This is a genomic window from Bacillus sp. FSL K6-3149 (assembly GCF_038630515.1).
In the GTDB taxonomy this organism is placed as follows: Bacteria; Bacillota; Bacilli; order Bacillales; family Bacillaceae; genus Bacillus; species Bacillus pumilus.
In genome coordinates this window covers 1521147-1545362 of record NZ_CP152034.1, presented here as the reverse complement: position 1 = coordinate 1545362, position 24216 = coordinate 1521147, and the positions used below count along the sequence as shown (strand labels likewise).

28 protein-coding genes are annotated in these 24216 nt (G+C 40.7%); 9 read left to right on the top strand and 19 right to left on the bottom strand.

Features of this window, described 5'->3' with window-relative positions:
* The first annotated feature begins 218 nt into the window (after positions 1-218).
* Positions 219-1469 carry a glutamate-aspartate/proton symporter GltP gene (gene gltP / locus MHB83_RS07880; RefSeq protein WP_034620243.1) on the top strand — a complete coding sequence of 417 codons (1251 nt, stop codon included), beginning with the start codon at positions 219-221 and terminating at the stop codon, positions 1467-1469.
* Between the two features lie 192 nt (positions 1470-1661).
* Here gltP and MHB83_RS07875 read toward each other — a convergent pair whose 3' ends face one another.
* Positions 1662-2681 (bottom strand): S66 peptidase family protein, encoded by a 1020-nt coding sequence (locus MHB83_RS07875; RefSeq protein WP_226804703.1) that lies wholly within the window; start codon positions 2679-2681, stop codon positions 1662-1664.
* A gap of 72 nt (positions 2682-2753) precedes the next feature.
* A complete protein-coding gene (locus MHB83_RS07870) occupies positions 2754-3629 on the bottom strand; it encodes a DMT family transporter (protein WP_034620208.1) in 876 nt (291 codons plus the stop codon).
* A 293-nt stretch (positions 3630-3922) separates the two neighbouring features.
* Between MHB83_RS07870 and MHB83_RS07865 the strand changes: the two genes are divergently transcribed.
* A complete protein-coding gene (locus MHB83_RS07865) occupies positions 3923-4648 on the top strand; it encodes an AzlC family ABC transporter permease (protein WP_003214127.1) in 726 nt (241 codons plus the stop codon).
* Complete coding sequence (locus MHB83_RS07860) at positions 4645-4965, top strand: AzlD domain-containing protein (RefSeq protein ID WP_106030211.1); 321 nt, start codon at positions 4645-4647, stop codon at positions 4963-4965. Before MHB83_RS07865 ends, MHB83_RS07860 begins: the two co-directional genes overlap by 4 nt.
* A 36-nt stretch (positions 4966-5001) precedes the next feature.
* Here the strand turns inward: MHB83_RS07860 and MHB83_RS07855 are convergent, their stop codons facing one another.
* From MHB83_RS07855 to MHB83_RS07845, 3 genes are all read right to left on the bottom strand, one after another.
* A complete protein-coding gene (locus MHB83_RS07855) occupies positions 5002-5664 on the bottom strand; it encodes an O-methyltransferase (protein WP_106066398.1) in 663 nt (220 codons plus the stop codon).
* Positions 5665-5812: 148 nt separating this feature from the next.
* Complete coding sequence (locus MHB83_RS07850) at positions 5813-5998, bottom strand: CsbD family protein (RefSeq protein WP_003213978.1); 186 nt, start codon at positions 5996-5998, stop codon at positions 5813-5815.
* 152 nt (positions 5999-6150) lie between these two features.
* Positions 6151-7140 (bottom strand): aldo/keto reductase family protein, encoded by a 990-nt coding sequence (locus MHB83_RS07845; protein WP_050945658.1) that lies wholly within the window; start codon positions 7138-7140, stop codon positions 6151-6153.
* A 162-nt stretch (positions 7141-7302) separates the two neighbouring features.
* Here MHB83_RS07845 and MHB83_RS07840 point away from each other — a divergent pair, with 162 nt between their 5' ends.
* Positions 7303-8196, top strand: coding sequence for a LysR substrate-binding domain-containing protein (locus MHB83_RS07840; RefSeq protein WP_137055591.1), 894 nt, complete (start codon positions 7303-7305; stop codon positions 8194-8196).
* Between the two features lie 122 nt (positions 8197-8318).
* Positions 8319-8870: a GNAT family N-acetyltransferase gene (locus MHB83_RS07835; protein WP_137055590.1), complete on the top strand. Its 552-nt coding sequence runs from the start codon at positions 8319-8321 to the stop codon at positions 8868-8870.
* Between the two features lie 4 nt (positions 8871-8874).
* On the opposite strand, the gene MHB83_RS07830 is transcribed toward MHB83_RS07835, so the two are convergent.
* Positions 8875-9462, bottom strand: coding sequence for a LysE family transporter (locus MHB83_RS07830; protein ID WP_003214091.1), 588 nt, complete (start codon positions 9460-9462; stop codon positions 8875-8877).
* A gap of 111 nt (positions 9463-9573) precedes the next feature.
* On the opposite strand from MHB83_RS07830, the gene MHB83_RS07825 reads away from it, so the two are divergent.
* A complete protein-coding gene (locus tag MHB83_RS07825) occupies positions 9574-10137 on the top strand; it encodes an XRE family transcriptional regulator (RefSeq protein WP_050945656.1) in 564 nt (187 codons plus the stop codon).
* A gap of 33 nt (positions 10138-10170) precedes the next feature.
* Here MHB83_RS07825 and MHB83_RS07820 read toward each other — a convergent pair whose 3' ends face one another.
* From MHB83_RS07820 to MHB83_RS07800, 5 genes are all read right to left on the bottom strand, one after another.
* Positions 10171-10464, bottom strand: coding sequence for a hypothetical protein (locus MHB83_RS07820; RefSeq protein ID WP_003214005.1), 294 nt, complete (start codon positions 10462-10464; stop codon positions 10171-10173).
* Positions 10465-10812: 348 nt separating this feature from the next.
* The gene (locus tag MHB83_RS07815; RefSeq protein ID WP_050945655.1) at positions 10813-11865 is read right to left on the bottom strand and encodes an LLM class flavin-dependent oxidoreductase; all 1053 of its coding nucleotides are present in this window, start codon (positions 11863-11865) and stop codon (positions 10813-10815) included.
* Between the two features lie 17 nt (positions 11866-11882).
* Complete coding sequence (locus MHB83_RS07810; RefSeq protein WP_340988906.1) at positions 11883-12506, bottom strand: nitroreductase family protein; 624 nt, start codon at positions 12504-12506, stop codon at positions 11883-11885.
* Positions 12490-12963: a MarR family transcriptional regulator gene (locus tag MHB83_RS07805; protein WP_003213943.1), complete on the bottom strand. Its 474-nt coding sequence runs from the start codon at positions 12961-12963 to the stop codon at positions 12490-12492. Before MHB83_RS07805 ends, MHB83_RS07810 begins: the two co-directional genes overlap by 17 nt.
* A 108-nt stretch (positions 12964-13071) precedes the next feature.
* Positions 13072-13614, bottom strand: a complete 543-nt coding sequence (locus MHB83_RS07800; RefSeq protein ID WP_003214351.1) for a dihydrofolate reductase family protein — start codon at positions 13612-13614, stop codon at positions 13072-13074.
* A 193-nt stretch (positions 13615-13807) separates the two neighbouring features.
* Here MHB83_RS07800 and MHB83_RS07795 point away from each other — a divergent pair, with 193 nt between their 5' ends.
* Positions 13808-14203: a VOC family protein gene (locus MHB83_RS07795; protein ID WP_003214262.1), complete on the top strand. Its 396-nt coding sequence runs from the start codon at positions 13808-13810 to the stop codon at positions 14201-14203.
* A complete protein-coding gene (locus tag MHB83_RS07790) occupies positions 14200-14739 on the top strand; it encodes a GNAT family protein (protein ID WP_106030203.1) in 540 nt (179 codons plus the stop codon). Before MHB83_RS07795 ends, MHB83_RS07790 begins: the two co-directional genes overlap by 4 nt.
* Here MHB83_RS07790 and MHB83_RS07785 read toward each other — a convergent pair.
* On the bottom strand, positions 14736-15005 hold the full coding sequence (locus MHB83_RS07785; protein ID WP_342496788.1) for a YesK-like family protein: 270 nt from the start codon (positions 15003-15005) through the stop codon (positions 14736-14738). The genes MHB83_RS07790 and MHB83_RS07785 overlap by 4 nt on opposite strands.
* A gap of 54 nt (positions 15006-15059) precedes the next feature.
* Between MHB83_RS07785 and MHB83_RS07780 the strand changes: the two genes are divergently transcribed.
* On the top strand, positions 15060-15533 hold the full coding sequence (locus MHB83_RS07780; RefSeq protein WP_137055586.1) for a GNAT family N-acetyltransferase: 474 nt from the start codon (positions 15060-15062) through the stop codon (positions 15531-15533).
* On the opposite strand, the gene MHB83_RS07775 is transcribed toward MHB83_RS07780, so the two are convergent.
* From MHB83_RS07775 to MHB83_RS07745, 7 genes are all read right to left on the bottom strand, one after another.
* Positions 15528-16313 carry a GNAT family N-acetyltransferase gene (locus tag MHB83_RS07775; protein WP_342496787.1) on the bottom strand — a complete coding sequence of 262 codons (786 nt, stop codon included), beginning with the start codon at positions 16311-16313 and terminating at the stop codon, positions 15528-15530. The genes MHB83_RS07780 and MHB83_RS07775 overlap by 6 nt on opposite strands.
* A gap of 553 nt (positions 16314-16866) precedes the next feature.
* Complete coding sequence (locus tag MHB83_RS07770; RefSeq protein ID WP_342496786.1) at positions 16867-17517, bottom strand: response regulator transcription factor; 651 nt, start codon at positions 17515-17517, stop codon at positions 16867-16869.
* 5 nt (positions 17518-17522) lie between these two features.
* Positions 17523-18707: a sensor histidine kinase gene (locus tag MHB83_RS07765; protein ID WP_050945649.1), complete on the bottom strand. Its 1185-nt coding sequence runs from the start codon at positions 18705-18707 to the stop codon at positions 17523-17525.
* A 103-nt stretch (positions 18708-18810) separates the two neighbouring features.
* Complete coding sequence (locus MHB83_RS07760; protein WP_212046664.1) at positions 18811-20997, bottom strand: MMPL family transporter; 2187 nt, start codon at positions 20995-20997, stop codon at positions 18811-18813.
* Between the two features lie 149 nt (positions 20998-21146).
* Complete coding sequence (locus MHB83_RS07755) at positions 21147-22178, bottom strand: acyltransferase family protein (protein WP_340900882.1); 1032 nt, start codon at positions 22176-22178, stop codon at positions 21147-21149.
* A 132-nt stretch (positions 22179-22310) separates the two neighbouring features.
* The gene (locus MHB83_RS07750; RefSeq protein ID WP_137055580.1) at positions 22311-23507 is read right to left on the bottom strand and encodes an MFS transporter; all 1197 of its coding nucleotides are present in this window, start codon (positions 23505-23507) and stop codon (positions 22311-22313) included.
* Positions 23508-23538: 31 nt separating this feature from the next.
* Positions 23539-24144 (bottom strand): TetR/AcrR family transcriptional regulator, encoded by a 606-nt coding sequence (locus MHB83_RS07745; RefSeq protein WP_340900883.1) that lies wholly within the window; start codon positions 24142-24144, stop codon positions 23539-23541.
* Positions 24145-24216 lie beyond the last annotated feature (72 nt).

Sequence of the window (24216 nt, the reverse complement as noted above, 5' to 3'; positions counted from 1 at the left end):
TACATTTTTCTAAAAAAGTTTCATGTTTTTTAAGAAGTCGTTTTTTCTTAGATAAATAGAAATGCAATAGCCCTATTTTCTTCCCTTTCTTCATAATTCCAATGATTCTTAAATAAAATCTTTCTAAATCCAAAGGAGGACAAAACATGGTCACATAGAATTTTTATTTATTGGAAAATTCTTAAAATTTTCCAAGCATTTAAAGGGGGTAGGAGATGATGAAAAAGTTCGTCGCTTTTCAAATCATGATCGCTTTGGTGATAGGAGCTCTTATCGGCCATTTCTTTCCTGACTTCGGGATGGCTCTCAGGCCAATTGGAGATGGATTCATCAGGTTGATTAAAATGATTGTTGTTCCTATCGTTTTCTCTACCATTGTTATTGGTGCAGCCGGCAGTGGTGGTATGAAGAAAATGGGAAGCCTAGGATTAAAGACGATCATTTGGTTTGAGGTCATCACAACCATCGTTCTAGGAATTGGTCTATTGCTGGCTAATGTTCTAAAGCCTGGCGTTGGCCTTGATTTCTCTAAATTAGCTAAGAAAGATATTGGTGAATTAGACGGCTATACGCAGAAAGTCGTCGACTTTAAACAAATGGTACTCGATATCATTCCAACGAATATCGTCGATGTCATGGCTCAAAATGATTTACTAGCTGTCATTTTCTTCGCCATATTATTTGGTGTAGCGGCTAGCGGTATCGGTAAGGCATCCGCTCCTGTTCTCAACTTCTTTGAATCAGTGGCACAAATTATGTTTAAGCTAACGCAGATGGTCATGGTGACAGCACCTATTGGAGTGCTTGCATTAATGGCTGCTTCCGTTGGTCAATATGGCATTGTGTTATTAATTCCAATGATGAAGCTTGTTGGGACTGTATTTTTAGGTTTATTCATTATTCTCTTTGCTTTGTTCCCTCTGGTCGCACTGATCTTCCGTTTTAACTACTTCGAAGTTTTAAAAATGATTTGGGATTTGTTCTTGGTTGCCTTCTCTACTACAAGTACAGAAACCGTCCTTCCTCAGCTTATGTCACGAATGGAGAAATACGGCTGTCCGAAAAGAATTGTCTCCTTTGTCATTCCATCTGGTCTTTCTCTCAATTGTGATGGGTCCAGTTTATATTTATCGGTTTCCTGTGTGTTTCTTGCACAAGCGTTTGGTGTCGACATGAGTTTGTCACAGCAGCTTTTGATGATGCTTGTTCTTGTGTTAACGAGTAAAGGGATTGCAGCGGTGCCATCCGGTTCACTCGTCGTCCTTTTGGCGACCGCCCATGCAGTAGGTCTTCCAGCAGAAGGCGTCGCCATTATCGCCGGTGTCGATCGAATTATGGATATGGCACGAACAGGTGTGAATGTTCCAGGTCATGCCGTTGCATGTATTGTCGTATCGAAATGGGAGAAAGTATTCCGCGAGTCTGCTTGGGAAGTTCCAAAAGCAGGTGAAGAAACAAAAGGAATGTAGTGTTATATGAAGGAAAGGGCTTCCCCTTTCCTTCAGCGTGTAGACAAACCCTCGCATTCGTTGTCAGTCCTGCGCTCCGGTGCTCACGAATGTCAAATTCGCTCCGCTCCGGTACTCGTCCTTCCTAGACTTCAAAGGTTTTCTATCACGCTGAAAAGAAAACAAAAGGAAAGGGCTTCCCCTTTCCTTTTCTTATGATAAAAATGCTTGCTTTAGGACTGCTTTGCCTTGAGGTTGCAGCTGCACTTCTGCATATGCGCCATTAATTAGCGTCATTTGCGGCGGGACATGCCCACAATCTATATCGTAAAAAATGGGGATTTGTAATTCCTTTTGTAATTCTTCATATACATCATGATACTGATACCCTTCCACAGGCACATCTACTGCACTTCGCCCAAACATAATACCTGAACAATGGTCAAACCATCCTGCTAGTTTCAATTGAACAAGCGATCTCTTCACGCTTACAGCATTTAATTCACAGTTTTCAAAGTACCAAAGAATTGGTTCATCTTTTAAGAATGTTTTTTGAAAAGCTTTGACATCTCCAAAAGGCGTCCCAGCTAAGTGGCGTATGACATCAATACAGCCGCCCATTAGCCTCCCCTTTACCATCTTTTCTTGTCGATCAACCGTATGCCATGCGGTCGGTTCTGTTAAATGAAAAACATGTTCAATCGGATTGTCATACTGCCATTCCTTTTGATACATTGATGAAGAATATTGGCTGATGTCCATTTCCCCTTTTGTTGAAAGTACTTCTTCCCACATGACAGTCGTTTGATCAAGCTCTTCTCCCTGAAGATCTACTAGGTTCGGTCCATGCGCAGTGGCAATGCCTGTTTTTAAAGTTAACGCCAGCAGAAGTGCACTCGTATCCGAGTAACCAAGAATCCACTTTTTTTGCATCGATGAGAAATCAAGGTGCTCTAACACCTCCATCAGAAGCTGCCCTCCCCATGGCGGGATGATGTGATCAATCTCATCACAGGTCATCATGTACTGAAGCTCCTTTGCTCGTTCTACGGCAGGAGCTGATTTTGCCTTTTCCTGGTGCCATACCGTATCTCCACATATGACATCATAGCCTCTTTTTTTCATTCGCTCGCATGAGAGCTGAAACATGTCATGCAAAGATGGCTGTACACCTGAGGAAGGTGCTGTGACGCCAATTGTTTGTCCTTTTTGTAATTGTGGAAATTGTATCATCCTATTTCCCTCCATCCTCTCTCAATCTCTCATTTATAAAGAAGATGCCCCTATTACAAGGGACATCTTCTTTTATTCCTTTTGACGCAGCACAGTATAGACACCTGCAAAGATACATAGAATGCCAATGAATGAGCGTAATCCCATTTCTTCTCCCAAAAGCAGCCAGCCAAGAACGGCACCTACGATCGGTTGAAAGAAAAAGAACAAACCGCCGCTTGAGGCATCCATTAATTGAAGCCCTCTATTCCATAAAAAGAATGCTAGAGCTGTTGAGATGATGCCTAGATAAAGAATACCGCCCCAAATCTCCGGCCTTGCCATCTGTTCCACATCTAGGTGAGGTAAACGAAATAATACAGGCGGTGTTAAAACAATGAATGCAATGATGATCGCATATGTGGTTGTCACCACCTGAGGATACTTTCCTGGAACACGTTTGAGCAAAACAGACATCAGCGCCCATGTTAAAGCAGCGAAGACCAATGAAAGACCACCGACAAATTCATCTGTCTGTACTGCAACTGGTCCAATCATGAGCCATACACCTGCTGTAGCAAGCAGGATGGATGCGCACTTTCGAACAGTCATGGCTTCTTTTAATAGAAAGAAAGCAAACAGCACCATAAACGCAGGAGTTGCAGATGTAATAACAGCCCCCATTTGTGCAGAGGTATACATCGTCCCAATTTCTTGGGTCACGATTGAAAGGAAATTTCCGATCAGCCCAATCAACACCATAAGGGGGATATCTTTTTTATCTAATCGAAAGGAATAGCCCAAGCGCCAAATGGTGATCACCAACACGACTCCTGCTACAGCATATCTCATCCAGACGAGCTCAAGTGGCGGGACAACCGCTACTGTTACTTTGACAACAACGTACATGCCACCCCAAATACTTGCTGCGATTGCTAGGTAAAGGGCGCCTATATATTTTTCATTCATCATTTTCCCTCCGTTATTGGATATTTTGAATACCATATCCACAAACGGAGATCACTCTCCGTTATGGACGGAGGGCATTTGGAACATCATGTTCAAACAAAGGTTTGCACAGCATTGTCGTCACTCCATTTTTTTTATTTTCTGATACTTTATAACATATTCTGGATGACTTCAATCCTTTTTACACCTTTTTTCTTTATATAATAGAAGATAAGGGGATATTGACATGCTAAATTCGTTTTCATATAGTAAGTAAAACTATAGGTCGTCACGCAGAAAAGGAGTAGAGGTCGTTGGATATTGAAGCTAGAAAACATATTCCCAGCACGGAACATGAACCATTTCTCGAGGGAATAAAAGATTGTGTGCCAACCCTGCTTGGTTATATGAGTATCGGGTTTGCCTTTGGAATTGTTGGAATTAGCGCACAGTTGAGCCTATGGGACATTGCGCTTCTAGCAATCTTTATTTACGCAGGTGCTTCACAGTTTATTATCTGTGCACTGCTTGTCACGGGAAGCCCCCTTTCCGCTATTATTCTCACTACATTTATTGTGAATCTGCGTCATTTATTACTAAGCCTGACGCTGGCTCCTCATTTTACACGCTACTCTTTAAAACAAAATATTGGATTCGGTCTATTGCTGACTGATGAATCCTTTGGCGTAGCCATGAATAAATTAGCTCAGCATGGAAAGCTGAATAACCGGTGGATGCACGGGCTGAACATAACGGCTTATTTGTGCTGGATTGCTGCCTGTATACTTGGCGGCATTTTTGGACACTGGATCTCAAATCCTGAAGCACTTGGTCTTGATTTTGCTCTTTCCGCTATGTTTGCTGCACTGCTGGTTCTTTCTTTGCAAACTGTGCCTAAAAGTAAATTAACCCATCGCCTGTCACTTGTTTTGTATATGGTCGTTGCGATGTTTGTCCTGCTTCATTTTGTTCCATCACACGTGGCTGTTCTATTAGCCACCATAATTGTCGCAACCATTGGGGTGGTGACAGATAAATGATCAGCAGTTTTATGATGTGGCTCATTCTCGGCTGTATGATTGTCACTGTGATTCCAAGGGTCGTTCCCTTTATATTTGTACGAAGTATCGAGCTTCCTGAAGTGGTGCTCAAGTGGTTATCGTTTATTCCCATTTGTATCTTTACGGCTTTGATTGCAGAGCATTTGTTTATTCATACCACAACAGGTGTCACCATTCACTGGATGTACCTTGCTGTCTTGGTTCCGACCGTCGTGATCGCTGTTTGGACAAAGAGCTTATCACTTACTGTTCTTGTAGGCGTCCTGCTGATGGGGACTGCCAGATGGTTTTTTTAAAAGAAAAAGCTTAACCGCATGCGGTTAAGCTTTGTTTCATTTTACGATTCCGTATACAAATCCATCGTAACCCTTTTCACCAACAGTTTGAATGGCTGTAGCCTCTATTCTTGACTCTTGTTTGAGTAAATTGAAAAATTCACGAGTTCCTTGCACTCGTTCATCCCCATCAGAGTCATGAAGGACTGCTCCATTTCTCACGACATTGTCTGCAATAATGACTGTTCCCTTTTTTGAGAAGTGTAACGCCCACTTTAGATATTTCGGGTTGTTCGGTTTATCTGCATCAATGAAAATCAAATCGAATGGAAGCACATCCCTCTCTTTTAACTGAGATAGCGTATCCAATGCCTTTCCTTGCAAAATGCTCACCCGTTCCGATAAGCCCGCTCTACTAATGTTTTGCTGCGCAATCTGTACATGGTGGCTGACAGCCTCTAATGTGATGAGTTCTCCATCCTCTTCAAGAGCACGCGCCAACCAAATGGTACTGTATCCACCAAGTGTCCCGATCTCTAAAATGCGCTTTGCATTCTTGGTTTTTGCTAATAAATAAAGCATTTTCCCTTGAGCTGGTGACACATCAATTTCTGGCAGGCCTGCTTGCTTATTATGAGTAAGAGCTTGCTCCAAAACATCATCTTTAGGAATCAACTTGTCTGTGATATACTCGTCAACTTTCTCCCACACTTGCTTCATCTCAACCATCTCCCTTGATCATGTCTTCTGTCTCAAGTCTACATGATGATAGCGAGCGCGTATAATCAATTCTTTTCACACATCTATTCATTTTATTGATGAAAGACATGTCATGATGGAGACATGAAGCAGTGCCATGTTTTCGGATTTACTGGTTCAGGTGATTTTTCAAATCCCCTTTTTTATCTTGAAGCTTTCCTTTGGCTTGATCCTTTTTCCCTTCTGCTTTCAGGTTTTGATGATCTGTTGCTTCGCCAAGCTTCTCTTTCAATTGACCTTTGGCTTGATTTGTTTTTCCTTTCGCTTTATCCATATGTCCTTTTTCTTCACTCATTTGTTCCACCTCCACGTTTGATACTATTCATTTAGCCTTTTTCACAGATACAAAACATCTGAGTGTGCGATCCAAGAAACTACAGCAACAAGAAAATCCAGCCAAGGTCGGCTGGATTAAAAATAATGATCTATAAGATAGACTTAAAAGCTTTAACCTGTTTTACTCTGATCGTACTCAACAAGATCACCTAGAATTTCGTCAATCTGATTCATCATCTCAGTTTCAATTTTCACCTCAGATGCTAAAGCATTCTCCCTCACCTGTTCTGGACTAGATGCACCGATAATTGCTGCAGAAACGTTCTGATTTTGCAGTACCCATGCTATTGCAAGCTGAGCGAGAGTAAGATCAACCTCTTGTGCGATGGGCTTAAGCTTTTGGATCGCCTCTAAGGTATTATTATTCATCCAGCGTTGAGCAAGGTTTTTAAAAAAGGGTTTTCCAGCAGGTGAGTTAGCACGCGAATTAGTCGGAAGTGATTTTCCTGGGAGGTACTTTCCAGTAAGGATTCCCTGGGCCAAAGGCGACCATACTACCTGGCCAAGTCCTTCGCGCTGACAGGTCGGTATTACATCACTTTCAATGATTCTCCATAACATGGAGTATTGAGGTTGGCTGGCAATTAGGGGGACTTTTAGCTCTCGTGCAAGCGCTGCCCCTCGAGTAATTTGTTCTGCTGTCCACTCACTTACACCAATATAGTTCACTTTCCCCTGTCTTACTAAATCTGCGAAAGCTAACATCGTTTCTTCCAGAGGTGTAGTTGGATCAAACCTGTGTGCATAGTAAATATCAATATAATCCGTTTGTAAACGTCGCAAAGAGGCATGACAGTTTTCCAAAATATGCTTGCGTGATAATCCTCTATCGTTTTTCCCAGTACCGGTTGGATGACATACTTTTGTACATAGTTCAATGCTCTCCCGCCGGATCCCTTTTAAAGACCTGCCTAGTATCTCTTCAGCCTTGGTGTCTGAATAAACATCAGCAGTATCAAACGTCGTAATACCAACATCAAGAGCAGCTTTCACACAATCATGGGCAGTTTCTTCATTTATCTTACCACCATGATTAATCCAGTTTCCGTATGCAAGTTTACTAATTGTTAATCCACTATTTCCAAGTTTACTATACTCCATAATAATGCCCTCCTTTTGAAAGAATACTTTCATTATAAAAAGAGGCCGTTAATATGTATAATATATATATTAAGATAAATATATATATATATTATATAACTAAAAATATTTCCATTAAAAAAACACAATAAGCAATGTTGAAATTTATAGGGGGCATAAAAAATGGATCTGAGACAAATACGTTATTTTATCATGGTTGCTGAAGAACTAAATTTTAGCCGGGCAGCTGAACGTCTTAAAATGGCACAGCCTCCATTAAGTCAGGAAATTCGCAAATTAGAAGAAGAGTTAGGTGTTACGCTTTTTCATAGAACGAGAAGACAGGTTGAACTTTCAGATTCGGGGAGAGTATTTTTAGAAGAAGCCCGCCGTACGCTTCTTCAAGTAGATAGAACGATTAAAGCAACACAGCTTGCAGATGACGGAAGAATAGGTCATTTGACGATCGGCTTCGTTGATTCTACTGATATTGTGATTGATATTATTAAAAGGTTTCGAGAAAGTTTCCCTAACATCCAACTTGTCTTATGTGAAATGGCTACAGAACAGCAGTTAAAAGCACTATATAAGAAAGAAATTCAAATAGGATTTATTCGTTCTAACCAAAATAATAAGATACTTACCTCAGAAATTTGTTGTGAGGAATCATTAAGCTTGGTTTTGCCAGAAAATCATCCTTTAGCTTCATTTCCCAAAGTTCCAATTCATTTATTAGCCAATGAACCATTTATCATGTTCCCACGTCATCTAGGTGCAGCATTTTATGATTTAATTATCAGCTACTTTTGGGAAAATAGCATAAGTTTAAACGTAGTTCAGGAAGCTATTCAAATGCATACGATTGTGAATTTAGTTGCTGCAGGAATGGGAATCTCTGTGGTTCCATCCTCAGTAGAAAGCGTAAAACGTTCAGGGGTTGTTTATAGAAAAATCCAAGAAACTACACCAAAAGTAAATTTATATGTTTCATGGAGACAAGATGAAACATCAACCGTCGCTGACCACTTTTTAACAGTTGTGAGAGAAGCCTATTTAAGTTCTCAGTCTAAATCATGAAAATCCAGCCAGGGTCAGCTGGATTAAAAAATAATGATCTATAAGACAGACTTAAAAGCTTTCACCTGCTATGTACACGTTTCAGGTATGATAGACATAATGGAAAGAAAGGTTGGTGTTCTATGATTATCTCTGAAAACATATTCACCGTTCGTGACTTGACCTATCGTATTCGGTCTGCTGCAATTGGCGATGCCAAGCAGTTATCAGCGCTCAGACTGAAAATTGATGGTGAAACAGAATATTTAGACCGTGAACCAGGCGAAGCCTTTCTTCATGAAAAAGATTTTGAGGTGTTGATTCAAGATGATACCAAAAAAAGCAGGCATTTATTTTTGGTCGCTGATATTGAAGGAGAAATTGTTGGTTTCTCCAGATGTGAGGGACATTCACTCAAGCGCTCTGCTCACAAAGTGACTTTTGGGGTCGCCATTCAAAAGGATGTTTGGGGCTATCACATTGGCAAAGAGCTTTTAGCCGCTTCTATTGACTGGGCTGATCAGCAAGGCATCCAGAAGATGTCACTTCAAGTGCTAGAAACGAACCAAAAAGCCATTCGGTTATATGAGCACCATGGCTTTCTGATTGAAGGGGTATTAAAAAAGGATAAACGTCTGGCAGATGGACTTTATTACAATACTGTTGTGATGGGCAGGCAGCGGCCAAGCTTCTGACTACTTACATCACATAACCCCATACCATTGAAATCGCACTGTATATTAGAAGCAGCCCCATGACATACTGGAACGGTCTTTCATAAGCAGTCAAAAAGCGCTTATACAAAGAGCCAAATAGGCTCCAGCTAAATGTACCGAGAAATCCAATAAGTGCGAGAATCAGCGTCCATATGACATACTGCATATTCGATTGTCCATATGGCAAAACAAATGTTGAAATCACAGTCAATCCATACAAGATCGCTTTTGGGTTGATAAATTGCAGCATCATACCTGGGACAAAATGATTGTAACGATCAAGTGTTTCGTCATCCCCGCCTTTACTTTTCATGATTTTGACCGCTAAATAAATCATGTATGCAGCTCCGATGAACGCCATGACCCAGCCTATTTTCGGCATCACTTGATAAAGAATGATATTAAAGAAGCAACTCAAACACAAAATAACGAGAAATCCGATACCCACACCTAAACAAAATCGAAATGTTTGCTTGACCCCATATTTATTCGTAAAGACCATGGCCATGATGTTGTTTGGCCCTGGGGTAAAGCTGCTCACAAAAGCATAGATCAACATAGAAAGAATCATAGTTGCCGCCTCCCTTGTACGTTATTAAGACTTTAATTACTTTATTACGTATGTTACGTTTTATTGTAACGTTCGGTCTTTATAAAGTAAATAGAGAAAGGAGTTTTTTTCATGGAAGATGTACAATCGATTATTTCTAAAAATGTGAGGCTTCTTAGAGACCAAAAGAAATTAAGCCTCGAAAAGATGGCAGAATTAACAGGTGTCAGCAAAACCATGATTGGACAAATTGAAAGAGGAGAATCAACCCCTACCATCACGACTTTATGGAAAATCGCCAACGGATTAAAGGTATCTTTTAGTGAGCTCATTCACGCACCACAGCCTGAAATCAAAGTAGTTCGCAATGAAGATGCACAGATTTTAACGGAAGATGATGGGCGATATCGCGTATATACGACTTTTCCTTTTGATGACCGGGGGAAATTTGAAGTGTACCGAGTAGAAATTGATCCTGGCGGGTCGCTGCATGCAAATGAACACATTGGCGGGACAGAGGAATTGATTACCGTTTTTGAGGGAGCGCTTGATATATCCATTGGAGATGAGCAATACAGCTTAAACGCCGGCGACTCCATTCGTTTTAAAGCGGACCGTACGCATGCATATAAACAAACCGGAGAACAAATGGTCCGGCTGCAAATGATTCTTTATTATCCTCATGAAAAAAGCTGACAGGCTTGTCCACCTGTCAGCTTTGCATTTTATTTAATTAAATCCTGGATCGCGTACCACTGTTCCAGTAAATGTGACACTATATTTTCCTAATCCCAATTCTTTAATAGAGGTTTGTTTTAAAATACCGACCCAGCCATCCTCTGCATATACAATACTTTCTGGGATGTTTGATGTCGTATATGTTCTTGTTACTGAAACAGTTCGACTGGCCTGAGCCGTTATTTCACTGTTTGTTTGCTCCTTTGCTTCCACTGGAGCAGTTGTGACCCCAGCACCCGTTAAGACAATTGCTCCAACTAAAACAGAAGACATGACCTTTTTCATAAAAAAATCCCTCCCTTTTTTTGTAGAACATAATAACCATACCATAATTCAGTACTTATATAAGATATTTTTTCATTTTTTTGAAAATTATGATATGATTGTCTTATGTTGGATAGAGAGTGTTTTATACTTCTGTGCTTTTATCCTCATCTCATTCCGTCAAACAATTGTGAACGGAGGTGATTTCATGAAAAAATGGCTCATCTGTTTTCAACTTGTTTTTCTCTTCACCTTGACGACCACACCACTTGCTTCTGCTGCTTCATGCCCTACAGTGAAACCTTGTGTCATTGATCCTTAAGCATCAAAAAGGTCGATCAAGCCTATTCACTTGATCGACCTTTTTCGTTATGCTTGCTCTGCTTCCCAGCGGGCAACCTCTTCTCTTACTTTAGGAGCGACTTCTTTTCCAAATAACTCAATGGCTTTTAATACTTGATCATGCGGCATTGAACCAACTGGTACATGAAGCATAAAACGCGTGATTCCTACATTTTTTCTTAGGTGAATCACTTTCTCTGCCACTGCATCTGAATCTCCTACATACAGCGCGCCTTCTAACGTTCTCGCTGCATCAAATGTAGAACGAGTATATGGTCCCCAGCCTCGCTCTCTTGCTAACGTATTCATCACATGCTGTGTGGAAGGGAAGAATTGGTCTGCTGCCAGTTCTGTTTCTTCCGCAACAAATCCATGCGAATGTGACGCCACGGTTAATTTCTCAGGGTCATGTCCAGCGTGCACTGCCGCTTGCTTGTACAGCTGAACGAGCGGTGCGAACTGTCTAGGACTTCCGCCAATGATGGCAAGTACTAAAGGCAGTCCCAATAATCCAGCACGTACGACAGATTCACGGTTTCCTCCACTGCCGATCCAGATTGGAAGCGGATCTTGAACAGGTCTTGGGTACACCCCAACATCCTGAATAGCTGGGCGATGCTTTCCGCTCCATGTGACACGCTCAGACTGCTGTAATTTGAGCAACAAATCAAGCTTTTCTTCAAATAATTCTTCATAGTCATCAAGGTCATAGCCAAAGAGCGGGAATGATTCAATAAATGAACCACGGCCTGCCATAATTTCTGCACGCCCGTTTGATAGTCCATCTAGCGTTGCAAAATCCTGAAAGACACGAACAGGATCTGCTGATGAAAGGACTGTCACTGCACTTGTCAGGCGGATATTCTTTGTTTGTGTTGCCGCAGCCGCTAAGACAACAGCGGGATTCGATGCTGCGAAATCCTCACGGTGATGCTCACCTACGCCAAATACATCAAGGCCAACTTGATCTGCTAAAATAATTTCTTCGACTACTTCTCGAATACGCTGTGCGTGACTGACTGTTTTTCCTGTTTGAAAATCAGGTGTTGTTTCTACAAATGTACTAATTCCTAGTTCCATGAGTGGAACCCCCTATCTTATAAGTATGTTACGAATTCAGAGACTGGCTTTCGGTAGCCTCTCGGTTGTCTGCTCTCTACTTTTTCTTTTCCTAGTGTGATCATTAACACGGGAACCAAATCCGACTCGATGTTGAGCACCTTTTTCATGACATCAGGGTCAAAGCCGATCATTGGGCACGTGTCCCAGCCCTTGTTTTTGGCGGCGAGCATAAACAGCATCGCAGATAATGAAGCATTGCGGATTGCCTCTTCTTTCTGAAAATCCGATCCTCTCTGTTCATAAAAGCTCATCGTCTCTCTGACCATTTCTTCGTATTGCTGCGTGTTTAAAATGCCAAGCATTTTCAGACCTTCATAAATGTTCGCCGCTTGCTGATAAGCCTTTGTGTCTCCCAGTACAATGATCGCTGCTGAGGCGGAATGCACTTTATATTGTCCAAATGCAGCTTCTCTTACTTGTTCTTTAAGACCTTCTGTTTGGACGACGACATATTGTGTGTGCTGTAAGTTAAAAGCAGATGGTGCCATTTTGACCTCTTCAAAAATGCTGTTAAGCTCTTCTCTCGAAATCGAGATATTTGGCAAAAAATTTGATGCGGATCGTCTTTCACGTACCAATGTATCAAAGCTGAGAGTCATCTTGTTTCCCCTTTTCGTGAAGTTGTTTTGCACCTAAACCGACTTTTTTTAATAATTCAATGAGCTGTTCTTTTTCTTCTTTTTCAATAAAGGATAGGTTTTGTGAAATGACATCTGTGTGTTTAGGAAAAATGTCGTCAAACAATTGCTTTCCTTTTTCCGTCAGTAATACATGAAATACACGTTTATCAGAGGGCGCACATTGCCTTTTCACGAGCTCTTGTTTTTCTAGTTTGTTCACGACATATGTCATACTTCCACTTGGGATTGACAGGATGTCGCTGATTTTTTGGACGGGATGTGGCCCCTTACTATAAAGCAATTCAAGGATCTGAAAGTTTTCAAATCCGATATCATAACGTTCAATGTCTGTTTGAATATTTGTAAAAAGAGCTTGATAGGCTTTCATCCACACGCGGAATAGCCTTAAGTCTAATTCATGTTCATGCTGCACCATGGCAACTACTCCCTTTTTAAGAAATCCTAAAACTAGGATAAATTTATCCTAACACTAGGATATATGATTGTCAACGAGTTTGTTTCATAAAAAAAAGACCACCTCAAATCAGTGATCTTCTTCTTTTAAGACAAAATGCAATTCAGCTATCTGCTTGTATTGTTTGACTTCTTTTAAAGAAAACCTGGATTCTATATCCGCTGGGGAAAACAGGGGAATGCCTCTCCCAATCATGACAGGAGCAATTTGAAGATAAAGCTCATCAACCAATCCTGCTTTTATGAAAAACTGAAGCAGTTCCCCGCCGCCGACAATCCAGATATGCTGACCTTCTTCATGTTTTAATTTTTTCATAAAAGATAAGATATCTTCACGAATGATATGGGTTCCTTTCAAACTGTCTTGTAAAGTACGTGACATGATATAACATGTCTTTCCTTCATAAGGAAACTCATCTGGTGACAGCTGTAGAACCTGCTCATATGTATTTCGCCCCATGATCAGCGTATCAACTGACGCATAAAAGTCATCATACCTCGTTTCTTCTTCGCCCTCTGTTCCTATTAACCAATCGAGCCTGTGATCCTCTCTCGCTAAATAGCCATCGATACTCATTGCCCCATAAAAAAGCAGCTTCCTTTTCTGACTCAATTCCATCACTCCCTTATCTTAAATGGGAACATACATTCTATTTCGATTGTATCAGAAAGAAAAGACAAAGTATATATGGATTTTTCATCATCCGTTTTCATGCCTTCAACACCGTGATTCACTAAGGTATCCTCTTCAAGTAATGATATAATAAAATCAGTTCAATCAATGATCATACTTGGAGGAGAAACTGATGATACGACGACTTGATCATATCGTGTTGACTGTACAACATATGGAGGACACCATTCGCTTTTATACAAACGTATTAGGAATGAAGGAAGAAACCTTTGGAGAAGGCCGTAAAGCGCTTCGTTTTGGTTTACAGAAGATCAATCTTCATGAAGCTGGTCATGAATATGAGCCGGCAGCGGCTCACCCACTTCCAGGCTCTAGTGATTTGTGCTTTATCACCGATTTAGATATGGACAGTTTGCTGCTGCACCTTCGCAAGCAAGTAGTTCCTATTGAAGAGGGACCCGTCAGGCGCACAGGTACATTAGGTCCGGTTGAATCTGTTTATATCCGTGATCCTGATCTGAATTTAATTGAAATATCTCGATATATAGAGGAGGGTGATCCGTCATGACCCGCTTATTTTTGAGACCGATTGAAGAACAGGATTATCCGGGTATTCAAAGAGGATGCCAGCATGAAGAAACACTTTACATGACTGGCACACGAAAAACGTTCACACTAGAAGAAATTCGTTCAGCCTACACCCGATTTTTACAAGATGACAGCAGACGAGATTTCGCCATTTGTCTGTTAGACACGAAAGAAATGATTGGGGATGCGGCGATTGTGGATATTGATCCAATCAATCATACGGCAAGCTTCCGCATTGCGCTTCATGGACCAGAACATTTCCAAAAGGGCTATGGCACTGAAGCTGTCCGAATGGTTCAAGCATTCGCCTTTGAGACATTAGAACTCAATCGCCTTGAGCTCGAAGTCTTTTCCCACAATCCGAGAGCCTTCAGAAGCTATGAGAAAGCCGGATTTCAATATGAAGGAAAAAGGCGCCAAGCGCTTTATTTCAATGGTACCTACTCAGATGTGATCATCATGGGCATCCTTCGTGAAGAATACAATCAGATGAACAGTGGAGATGCCCCTGCTTAAGAAGGGACATCTTTTTTTAAAATTTGAATCGCTGTGACGATGATCAAACAAATCATGGAAGAGAGAACGATAGAGACGCTTGATATACTAAGCGCCATGCCTTCCCATCTGCCAATGAAGAAACTGGCTAGCAATAAAACCAATCCAAATAGAATAAAGCATATAGGGAGGATCAGACCCGCATGACGGTTTCTGCCTTTTTTCCCTGCCCACCATGAGAGACACAATACAACGATTGTAAAAATAGCGGTTTGCAGCCAAAACATGTTGTTTCAACTCACTTTCTCTTTTTTTATTTTATGACGATGGAGGTACTTCCAATGAACATGAGACCCATTGAGCAAAAAGACAACCCGTATATCGCAGCGATTATCCGCCAGTCACTAGAATCGGCGAATCTGGCGATTGAAGGAACCGCCTACACTGATCCCCACCTTGACCAGCTGTTCGAATACTATCAATCATTGACTCATGCAGCCTATTGGATTGCTGAAGAGAATGGCGATATTCTGGGCGGCGTAGGCATTGCTCCATTTACTAACGGAATATGTGAATTACAAAAGCTTTATCTGAGTCCAAATGCTCAAGGAAAAGGTGCTGGCAAAAAACTGATGGATACAGCGCTGCAATATGCCTCTACATACTATGAAGCATGTTATTTAGAAACCCGCCAGGAATTAACTGCAGCCACCGGCCTTTATCAGCGATATGGCTTTTCTCTTCTTTCAGAGCCGATTGAAGGCTCTGAGCATTCTGCAATGGATGCTTGGTATCTCAAAACCTTCTCATCATGAGCTGTAAAACAATCGATAGGTTTTTGTCCGCTGAAAGCCTAGCTTTTCTGCCAGTTTGATCGAAGTTAGGTGATGGACATCGCAATCCCAATGCGGTGTCCTCTTATTTTCAAGACAACTCTTGATCATATGCTGACCCGCCAGCTGCGCTAAACCTTTCCCCCGGCAGGCTTCTTCTGTCCAAATATCTATCTCTACACGATCTTCACTTAAAAAAATGGAGACACATTCACTCACCACGTTCTCACCATCTAAGATGGCAACTCCGATTCCTTTTGATAGAAAGCGCGCCGCTCTCCCCCAATAGGCTTCGTAATAGCTAGGCGTGAAAGCCCTGCTTGCATTGATCACCTGTTCTTTTGTCCGCTCTACTCTGTAGCCTGGATGAGACGCAGAAACATAAGATTGTGCTTGCGAAAAAACGTACGCATGTCTTTCCATCTCTTTCAGATGTGATCCAAGACAATTTTTCATCATCACATCTGTCGATTGATTCGCTGAAAATATGGTAAATCGGCCGTTTTGTCTTTTCTGCCTTTCGTAAATATCCACAATAAACGCCGAGAAGTGTGACAGCTCTTCTTCTCTCTTGCCTGCAACATAATAAATGCCGCATGCTGTTTCGAGAAAATAAATACGAGGGTGCACTGCATCATCTACATAAAGATTCCCTTGTATGAAACCATCCATGACCGCATCTACAAACACTGGATATGCCGGATCGATCTGGCGAATCCCTTCTTTTATCGATGCTGTCCTTTGCTTTTCCAAAAGATGCATGGCGCTCCCCTTTTCCAAACATGTTCTTACCTTCCATTATATATAAAAAAATGCGCGCATGCAGTGACTCTTTGCAACTAATAAAATTCTTTCTCATTTGCTTTCCTCTATTGCTATGCTCATTGTGAAAGGAGGTTTATGAATGAGGGTTTGGTTTTATTTAGAAACAAGAAAAGGTTATGACATAAGTAAACGTCATCAACCATCCACATGGCACAGGCATTAAAACACCTGAAGCCGCAGTCTTAAAAAAAGAGACCTCGTTTAAAAGGTCTCTTACTTCTTCATTCATTATTCTGCTGCTGTCTCTTCTGTCGCCTTCACCTTCCAAATAAGGGGTAAGCCTACCTGCGAATAAAAATGGGACATGAATATTTTGATCGGATAATATGCCGCCAAGTGCCGGGTCAAAGATCGTACCATTACTTATGTAGGCAGAGTTCATTTTCCTACACATACTGAAACCGCAGTGGAAGAGATAATAAATCACTTGACGCTGAAACTTAACAGAGCAATGTTTCTTGTCATCTTCTCATATGATCATTCTCTCTCTCTAAAAATGAATCACCCCTAATTCTAATGCTGTTTTAATTGCTTCCGCTCTTGAAGTGACCTCCAGCTTTTGATAAATATTTGTTAAATGAGCTTTGACAGTTCTCTCGGAAATCCCCATATCAAATGCAATTTCCTTACTTCGTAATCCTCTAGCCACTGCTTGCAAGACAAGCATCTCTTTTTCAGTCAGCATGTTTATTTCTTTTTTCAAATGGTTCGGAGTCACTTGATGCTCTGTTGATTCAAATACCTTAGCAGCGACGTTTGCTTGAAGAAGAATATCTCCTCTGATAGCTGCTTCAATTGTATAAAATAAATTTTCCCTGCTGGCATCCTTTAAAAGATAGCCCTTTGCTCCAAGTTGCAGCCCTTCAATCATTAATTTCTCTTCGTTATAGGTAGTGAGAATCAGGACCGGTACTTTTAATTGAAGAGACTGCATCTCTTTTAGCATCTCAAGCCCACTCATGTTAGGCATGTTGAGGTCAAGTAATACAAGGTCTGGAGCCTTCTCTTTCAAGACATCTAACCCCTTTGCCCCATCCTCAGCTTCACCAACAACATCAAATCGTTGATCTGTCTCAAGAATTAATTTTAATCCTTCCCTAACAACAAAATGATCATCGACAATCACAATTTGATAAGACATTGTTTTTACTCCTTTTTCAAAGGTATGGTTACCGTCACTTGTGTACCTTCATTTTTTTCACTTTTTAAGTGTAGCTGTGCATCAAGCAGTCGGGCACGTTCTGACATACCAATTAGACCGTAATGCCCGGAAGTGGATTCTTGTTTTTTCTCATTAAAACCCACTCCATTGTCTGTGATTTGCAAGGAGATGTGATCACCTTTTTGCTCCATCATCAATTCGACTTTACTTGCTTTGGCATGCTTGGCAATATTCGTCAAACATTCACTGACAATGTATACGGTATGTTCGATGAGAAAAGGTGACACTTGATAGGAGACAGCCACTTTTGTATGAACTGGAATATTCGTCGCCGTCATAAACCGATTCACTTCATCTTTCACAGAATCAGCTAAGTCATATTGATCCTGGCTATATGTTCGAAGGTCGTCAATGACCAATCTCGCCTCACCTAATGTCGTCCGCGCATGGCTCATTGAACCTTTAATAATGCTTTGAGCACGCTCAACATTCTGATTCTCTAAATGTGCATGGGCCGCTTCTAGCTGCATAATAATACCTGCCAGTCCTTGTGCAAGGGTATCATGTAAATCTCTCGCCATTCTTTGACGCTCATTTGCAAGTGTCAGCTCTTCCACTTGTTGATGTGCCAATTCAAGTTCCTTTAAAAATGTTTGTGTACGAATTCTAGCTTTGACTTGTCTAAAAAATAAAATGGAGTATGCGATGACTACAATCAGAATCAAAAACAAAATAGGAATGTATACCGTCAAATCATCTGTATCATTGACCAAAATAAGGGCAAGAAAAAAAAGGACATAAAAACTAAGCCCTGTCAAAATCACCTTCAATGTATGATAATATACCCCAATACTTTGCGCAATTAGTACCGGTAACAGACCAATTAAGATCACAGGGGAAGCCGCCTGCATGACTGAAACACAAAGTAGAATCACAATTCCTTGAATCAGAAAATATACCCATGGATTCTGCTGAAACCAGTAAAATGCCCACCAATGCAGAATCAGATGTATGGCAATAAGTGCAGAAAAAAACAGGCCGGAAATTGCTATTGGGGTGGTTATAAACTGAAATATCATTGCTGCAATATAAACAAGAATGACCCATAATAATGTTGGAATCCGCGAATAGATCATTTCATTAAAAGGGTCTACCCGTCGTTTCGCCATAAATAATCACCATCCGAGCCTCATATTCACTCAAAAAATACCGCCCACCCTTTATCGAGGTAATGGCGGTATCATCAATCATACCATGTAAGACTATCAGTGACTAAATCACCTTCTCTTCTTTCTCTGCTTTCTCTTCTTTCTGAGAAATAGACTCACCTTCAATGTCTATACGTGGAAGCCAGCTTTCGAGCCATTTGGGTAAGTACCAAGCAGCTCGTCCGATCAGCATCATACAAGCTGGGATAAAAGTCATTCTTATGACAAATGCATCAAACAGAACGCCGAATGCCAACGTTAATCCCATTGTTTTAATGATCAAGTCATCTGCAAAGATAAAACTAGCAAAGACGAGGATCATGATTAAGCCTGCGGCAGTCACTACTCTTCCACTGTGCTTCAAACCTGATACAACGGACTTTTTCGCATCACCTGATAGAAGGAAATCTTCTCTCATTCGACTGACTAAAAAGACTTCATAATCCATTGCAAGACCAAATAATATTCCTGTCACTAGTACAGGCATAAAGTTTAACAATGGGCCATTTGCTGGTATTCCAAACAATGGCGCAAGGTGTCCATCCTGTAAAACAAAGACTGAAAAACCTAGTGTAGCGGTCAATGTCATAAGGAATCCTAAAACCGCTTTTAATGGAACAAGGAAGGATCTAAACACAAGAATCATCAAAATCAAAGCAAATCCAATAATGACTCCTGCAAATTTCGGTAACGCTTCACTGAGTCTATCTGAAATATCTATATTAACTGCCGTAGAACCAGTAACAAGTAATTTCGTATCATACTTTGCAGCAGTCTGACTAGATTCATTTCGTATATCTTTGACTAATTGCTTTGTCGCCTTATCTTCTGGACCGCTTTTCGGTAAGATGGTCAGCATGGCGTACTTACCCGATGGATTAGGAACAGCCGGTGCCACTTGTTTGATGCCATCCATCTTCTCTAATACTTTTGTTGTTTTCTCAATAGATTTCATTGCGTTATTTGCATGGGAGGCATCAATGATAACAGCCAGTGGTCCATTAAACCCTTTGCCAAACCCTTCTGCTAACAGGTCATAGCCCTTGCGTTCAGTTGTTTCCTTCCCCTTCATACCGTTATCAGGAAGACCCAACTCCATATGAAGTGCTGGCCAACTAAATAGACCAGTCAATACAATGACACCTAGGATGATTTTACCTGGATACTTTTTGATAAACCTTCCCCAAGCTGTTGTTTCTTCTTTTTGTTGAGATTGTAATTTAGAGAACCATTTATTCTTTCTTGAAGGGCTTACTTTATCACCAAGAATCCCTAGTATCGCAGGAACAATTGTCAGAGACACAAGCATAACTGATAGTACCATGAATGCAGCTACAAGACCCATCACGCCTAAAAATGGTATACCGACTAATACAAGTCCGCATAGTGCAATCACGACGGTGACACCTGCAAACAATACAGCACTGCCTGCTGTAGCAACAGCTCTAGCAGCTGCTTCTTTCAATTCGTAACCCTCTGCTAATAACTGTCGATATCGAGAAATGATAAATAATGCATAATCAATTCCTACGGCAAGTCCAATCATCACAGCTAATGTAAGACTAAATGCAGACATATCAACAAAGTTTGAGGTAATTAATATGACCATCACGCCGATTATTAAACCAATGACAGCCGTCAAGATCGGTAGTCCTGCAATCAATAATGAAGCGAAGGTAAAGGCTAAAATAAAGAAGGCCATGACAATACCTATGACTTCCGAAATCCCGCCTACCTCAATTTCTGAGAATGTGACGGAGCCTCCTAATTCTGTTTGGATGCCAGCCTTTCTTGAAATCTTAATACTATCTAATACTTTCTCTTTTGAGGATGCTTTTACCTCACCCGCCTTCACCCGGTATGTAATATCCGCATACCCTATTTTCTTATCTTTACTAATAGCAAATGTCTGATATAAATCCGTCACTTGCTTGACTGCTTTATCCTTTTTGACTTCTTTGATCGTTTCGTTCAATTTATTTTTTACTTTTTTTGTTTCTAATGTTTCGCCCTTAGGTGCTTTAAAGATCAGACGAATGGTCCCGCCATCATCACCTGCTGGGAACTTTTTCTCCAAGAGATCCATTGCCTTTTCTGACTTTGTTCCTGGAATCGACATATCTCCATTAAATGAAACACCTGTCCCTATTGTTGCCGCCACAACAGCTACTAAAACAAGTAACCAACCGATAATCATCCGTTTCGGCTTAGAAAAAGCACTTTTTCCTAAATGATATAAAAATTTTGCCATTCACTTACTCCTTTTTCTTCAACTTCATGAACTTCATCTTTTTATTCTAAGCAATGAGATGATCGATTAAAATTGTACTTTTGGGCAAAAAGCACTGTACTTTTAGGCAACAAAAAAAGGGCATCTTCTTAAGATCCCCTTTAAATCGTTTATGAGGCGACTGTTTTTCGTCTCGTTCTGTTGATTTTACCGACAAACATATAGCCATATTTATAATGATTTGCTAACCGAGACAATAGGATAGGTCCAGCAATTGCAAGTGCTGATATTATGAATGTCCCCACAAAGAATGGATAATCTTTTAATTGTCCCCATAGTAACACAGAGATACCTAGAAAATACCCGTGAAGCAAATAGATGGTGAATGAATATTGACTAATGACAGCTACGAAAGGTGGAACGCTTTTTACTTTAGAAAACAAGAGAAAGCATAAGAAGACAATACTGATTGTATAAAGAACAACATCTGGCCTCTTAGAAGAAGGCTCGAAAAAGCCTACATATGTATTGCTTAGAAGGGTCACTGCTGAAATCAGAACAAGTCCATACACAGCATACTTAAAATGATGAATTCTTGTGATAAACTGCTGATAATTCACTCCACAATAATAGGCTAAACAAAAATAGAATAACCAACCTGGAAATGGAATCCATTCTAAGCCGAACATTGGATTAGGTAATTGAGGTTGTGGGATTTTGACGAGGTTCATGACACTTAAATAACCAACTGTGATGATAAAGGAGATCGGCAATACCCATTTGGCTGAGGTACGCTTAGCCATTTTGTGAAAAAACATATGCAAAAAGTAAAATTGAAAAATAATCAGAACAAAATAACCAATATAATTTCCCAATAAGACATTTGCTGAAGCTCTTTTAAAGAAGTCAGCTGCCCCTCCATTTAACGATGCAGAATACAAAAACCCATCGACAATCCCAATAAATGCAAATGGGAAAAAGATGGCTTTCACTCTCTTCCACATAAATCCTTTAGGTGTACCATTTGGATAAGAATGCGCCAATAAAAACTCAGAAATGAAAACAAAACTCGGTGTACTGAACATGAGTAGTGCTACAAGAATAGATGATGATTGTGGGCTAGATAAAATGGCTATTGCATGAATGAGCACAACACTCAAACACGAGATACACCGAATATAAAAAATCTCTTTAATTTGCATTAAAAATCCTCCTTTAGCATTTTGGAAAAATATGTATCATGTTAACATGAATAACACCTCATCAACAGGGACTTTGTGATTATTTCAATACTCTATCCACAGGAACAAAAAAAAGAGCCCTAGTTAGAGCCCTTAATTAGATACAACCGTCGCCTTCCCCTTCCAAATAAGGGTTAAGCCTAATCCGAGAAATAAGACAACACCTGCGAATAGAAATGGGAAATGTATATTTTGATCGAATAAAATCCCGCCAAGGGCTGGGCCGAAAATCGTACCTAGGCTTGTGTAGGTAGAGTTCATCCCTGCGACAAATCCTTGCTGATTGCCAGCGATTTTTGATAAGAAGGTCGTTAATGCTGGACGCAATAAATCAAATGCTAAGAAAATTACACATGTGACAATGAGCACCACCATAAAACCTGACACGACAGTTGAAACAAAAGCGAGCACCGCTCCAACAATCAAGCAGAGCTGAATGACTCTTTTTTCCCCAAGGGTATTAACGAGTTTCCCAAACACCAGCACTTGGATGATAACCGCCACAATCGAGCTGACCGTAATAATCACCGCAATATCTTTTGGACCAAATCCAAACTTATGATTTGTAAACAGGCTGAAGACCGTTTCATACGCAGACAGTCCAAACGCGAGGACAAACACAATGATAAAAGCGATGAGATAGCTTGGATGGATCGATTTTTTCAAATCCTTAAAGAAGGTCGATTCCTTCACTTGATCCATCTGCTTCGCTCGCTCTTCTTTTGTTAATGGCTCCTTCAGCAAAAGCATAGACGAAATGACGGCTATAAAGGCAATCCCTGCTGCAAAGAAGAATGGCAGGCGTACACCGTATTCTGCAATAAATCCGCCAATCCCAGGTCCGATAATAAAGCCGGTACTAATGGCCGCTGATACATATCCCATTGCCTTTGATCTTTCTTGAACGGTCGTGATATCTGCGACATAAGCAGTCACAGCTGGCATAATAAATGCCGCACTAATACCGCCTAGCAGCCTTGCAAAATACAGCACATACACGTGTGTCCCAAGACCGAAGACGAGTTCTGATAACGCAAATAGAAATAGTCCTGACACAATCATAATCTTTCTTCCATAGCGGTCTACCCATCTCCCTGCAATAGGTGATGCAATGAGCTGAGCCACAGCAAACGCCGCCACAAGGTATCCCATCGTACTCCCTGTTAGATGCATCACATTCATGAATAGCGGCATGACAGGAATAATAAGACCAATGCCTAAAAACGCAATAAATATGTTACTTAATAAAATAACGAGTACAGCTTTTTGCTCACGAATCGGTTTTTGCATGATGTTTGTTTCCCCTTTATTGATTCAATTGTTACTCATGATGGTTGATTCCGTGAATAATCAATGAGATCGCTTGTTTTTGTAATTCTTTTTTCTCTTCGATTGGATCATTTTTATACAACACGTCTAATCCGTAAAAAACGGATAATAATATTTTCACCGTTGACTCGACATGCTGGATCGACCAGCTGCCATCTTTGTTACCTTCAAGTATGATGTCTCTCATCACATCATCAAAGTCGGCGTCAATCTTGTTTAGCCGTTCCATGACCTCGTCTGATGTAAAGGCACTTGCACAAAATTCCTCACTTGCTCTCATTAATGGGTAGTTAATGCCCATTTGACTGAGCAGCTCTGCAAATCCTGCGAGCTGATCAATGGCCTGTTGCATCGTTTGTTTTTCCTGATGCCACGTCTCCATCATCAAGAGGTGATCCTCTTCCATGATATGAAGGAACAAAAACTCTTTTCCTTTAAAATGGTGATAAAGGTTGCCTTTACTCACCTCAGCCGCCTCTAGAATATCTCGCACAGATGTTTCTGAGTACCCCTTTTTTGCAAATAAATCACGTGAAGCGATGACGATTTTTCGCTTCGTCTTCTCGCTCTTTTCAGCCCCGCTTTGTGTACTTGTCATCTTTCACAATCCCTTCTATCTTGCTTTTCTTCATCAGGACAATTCAAAACCGACCAGTTGGTTTATTTTTTT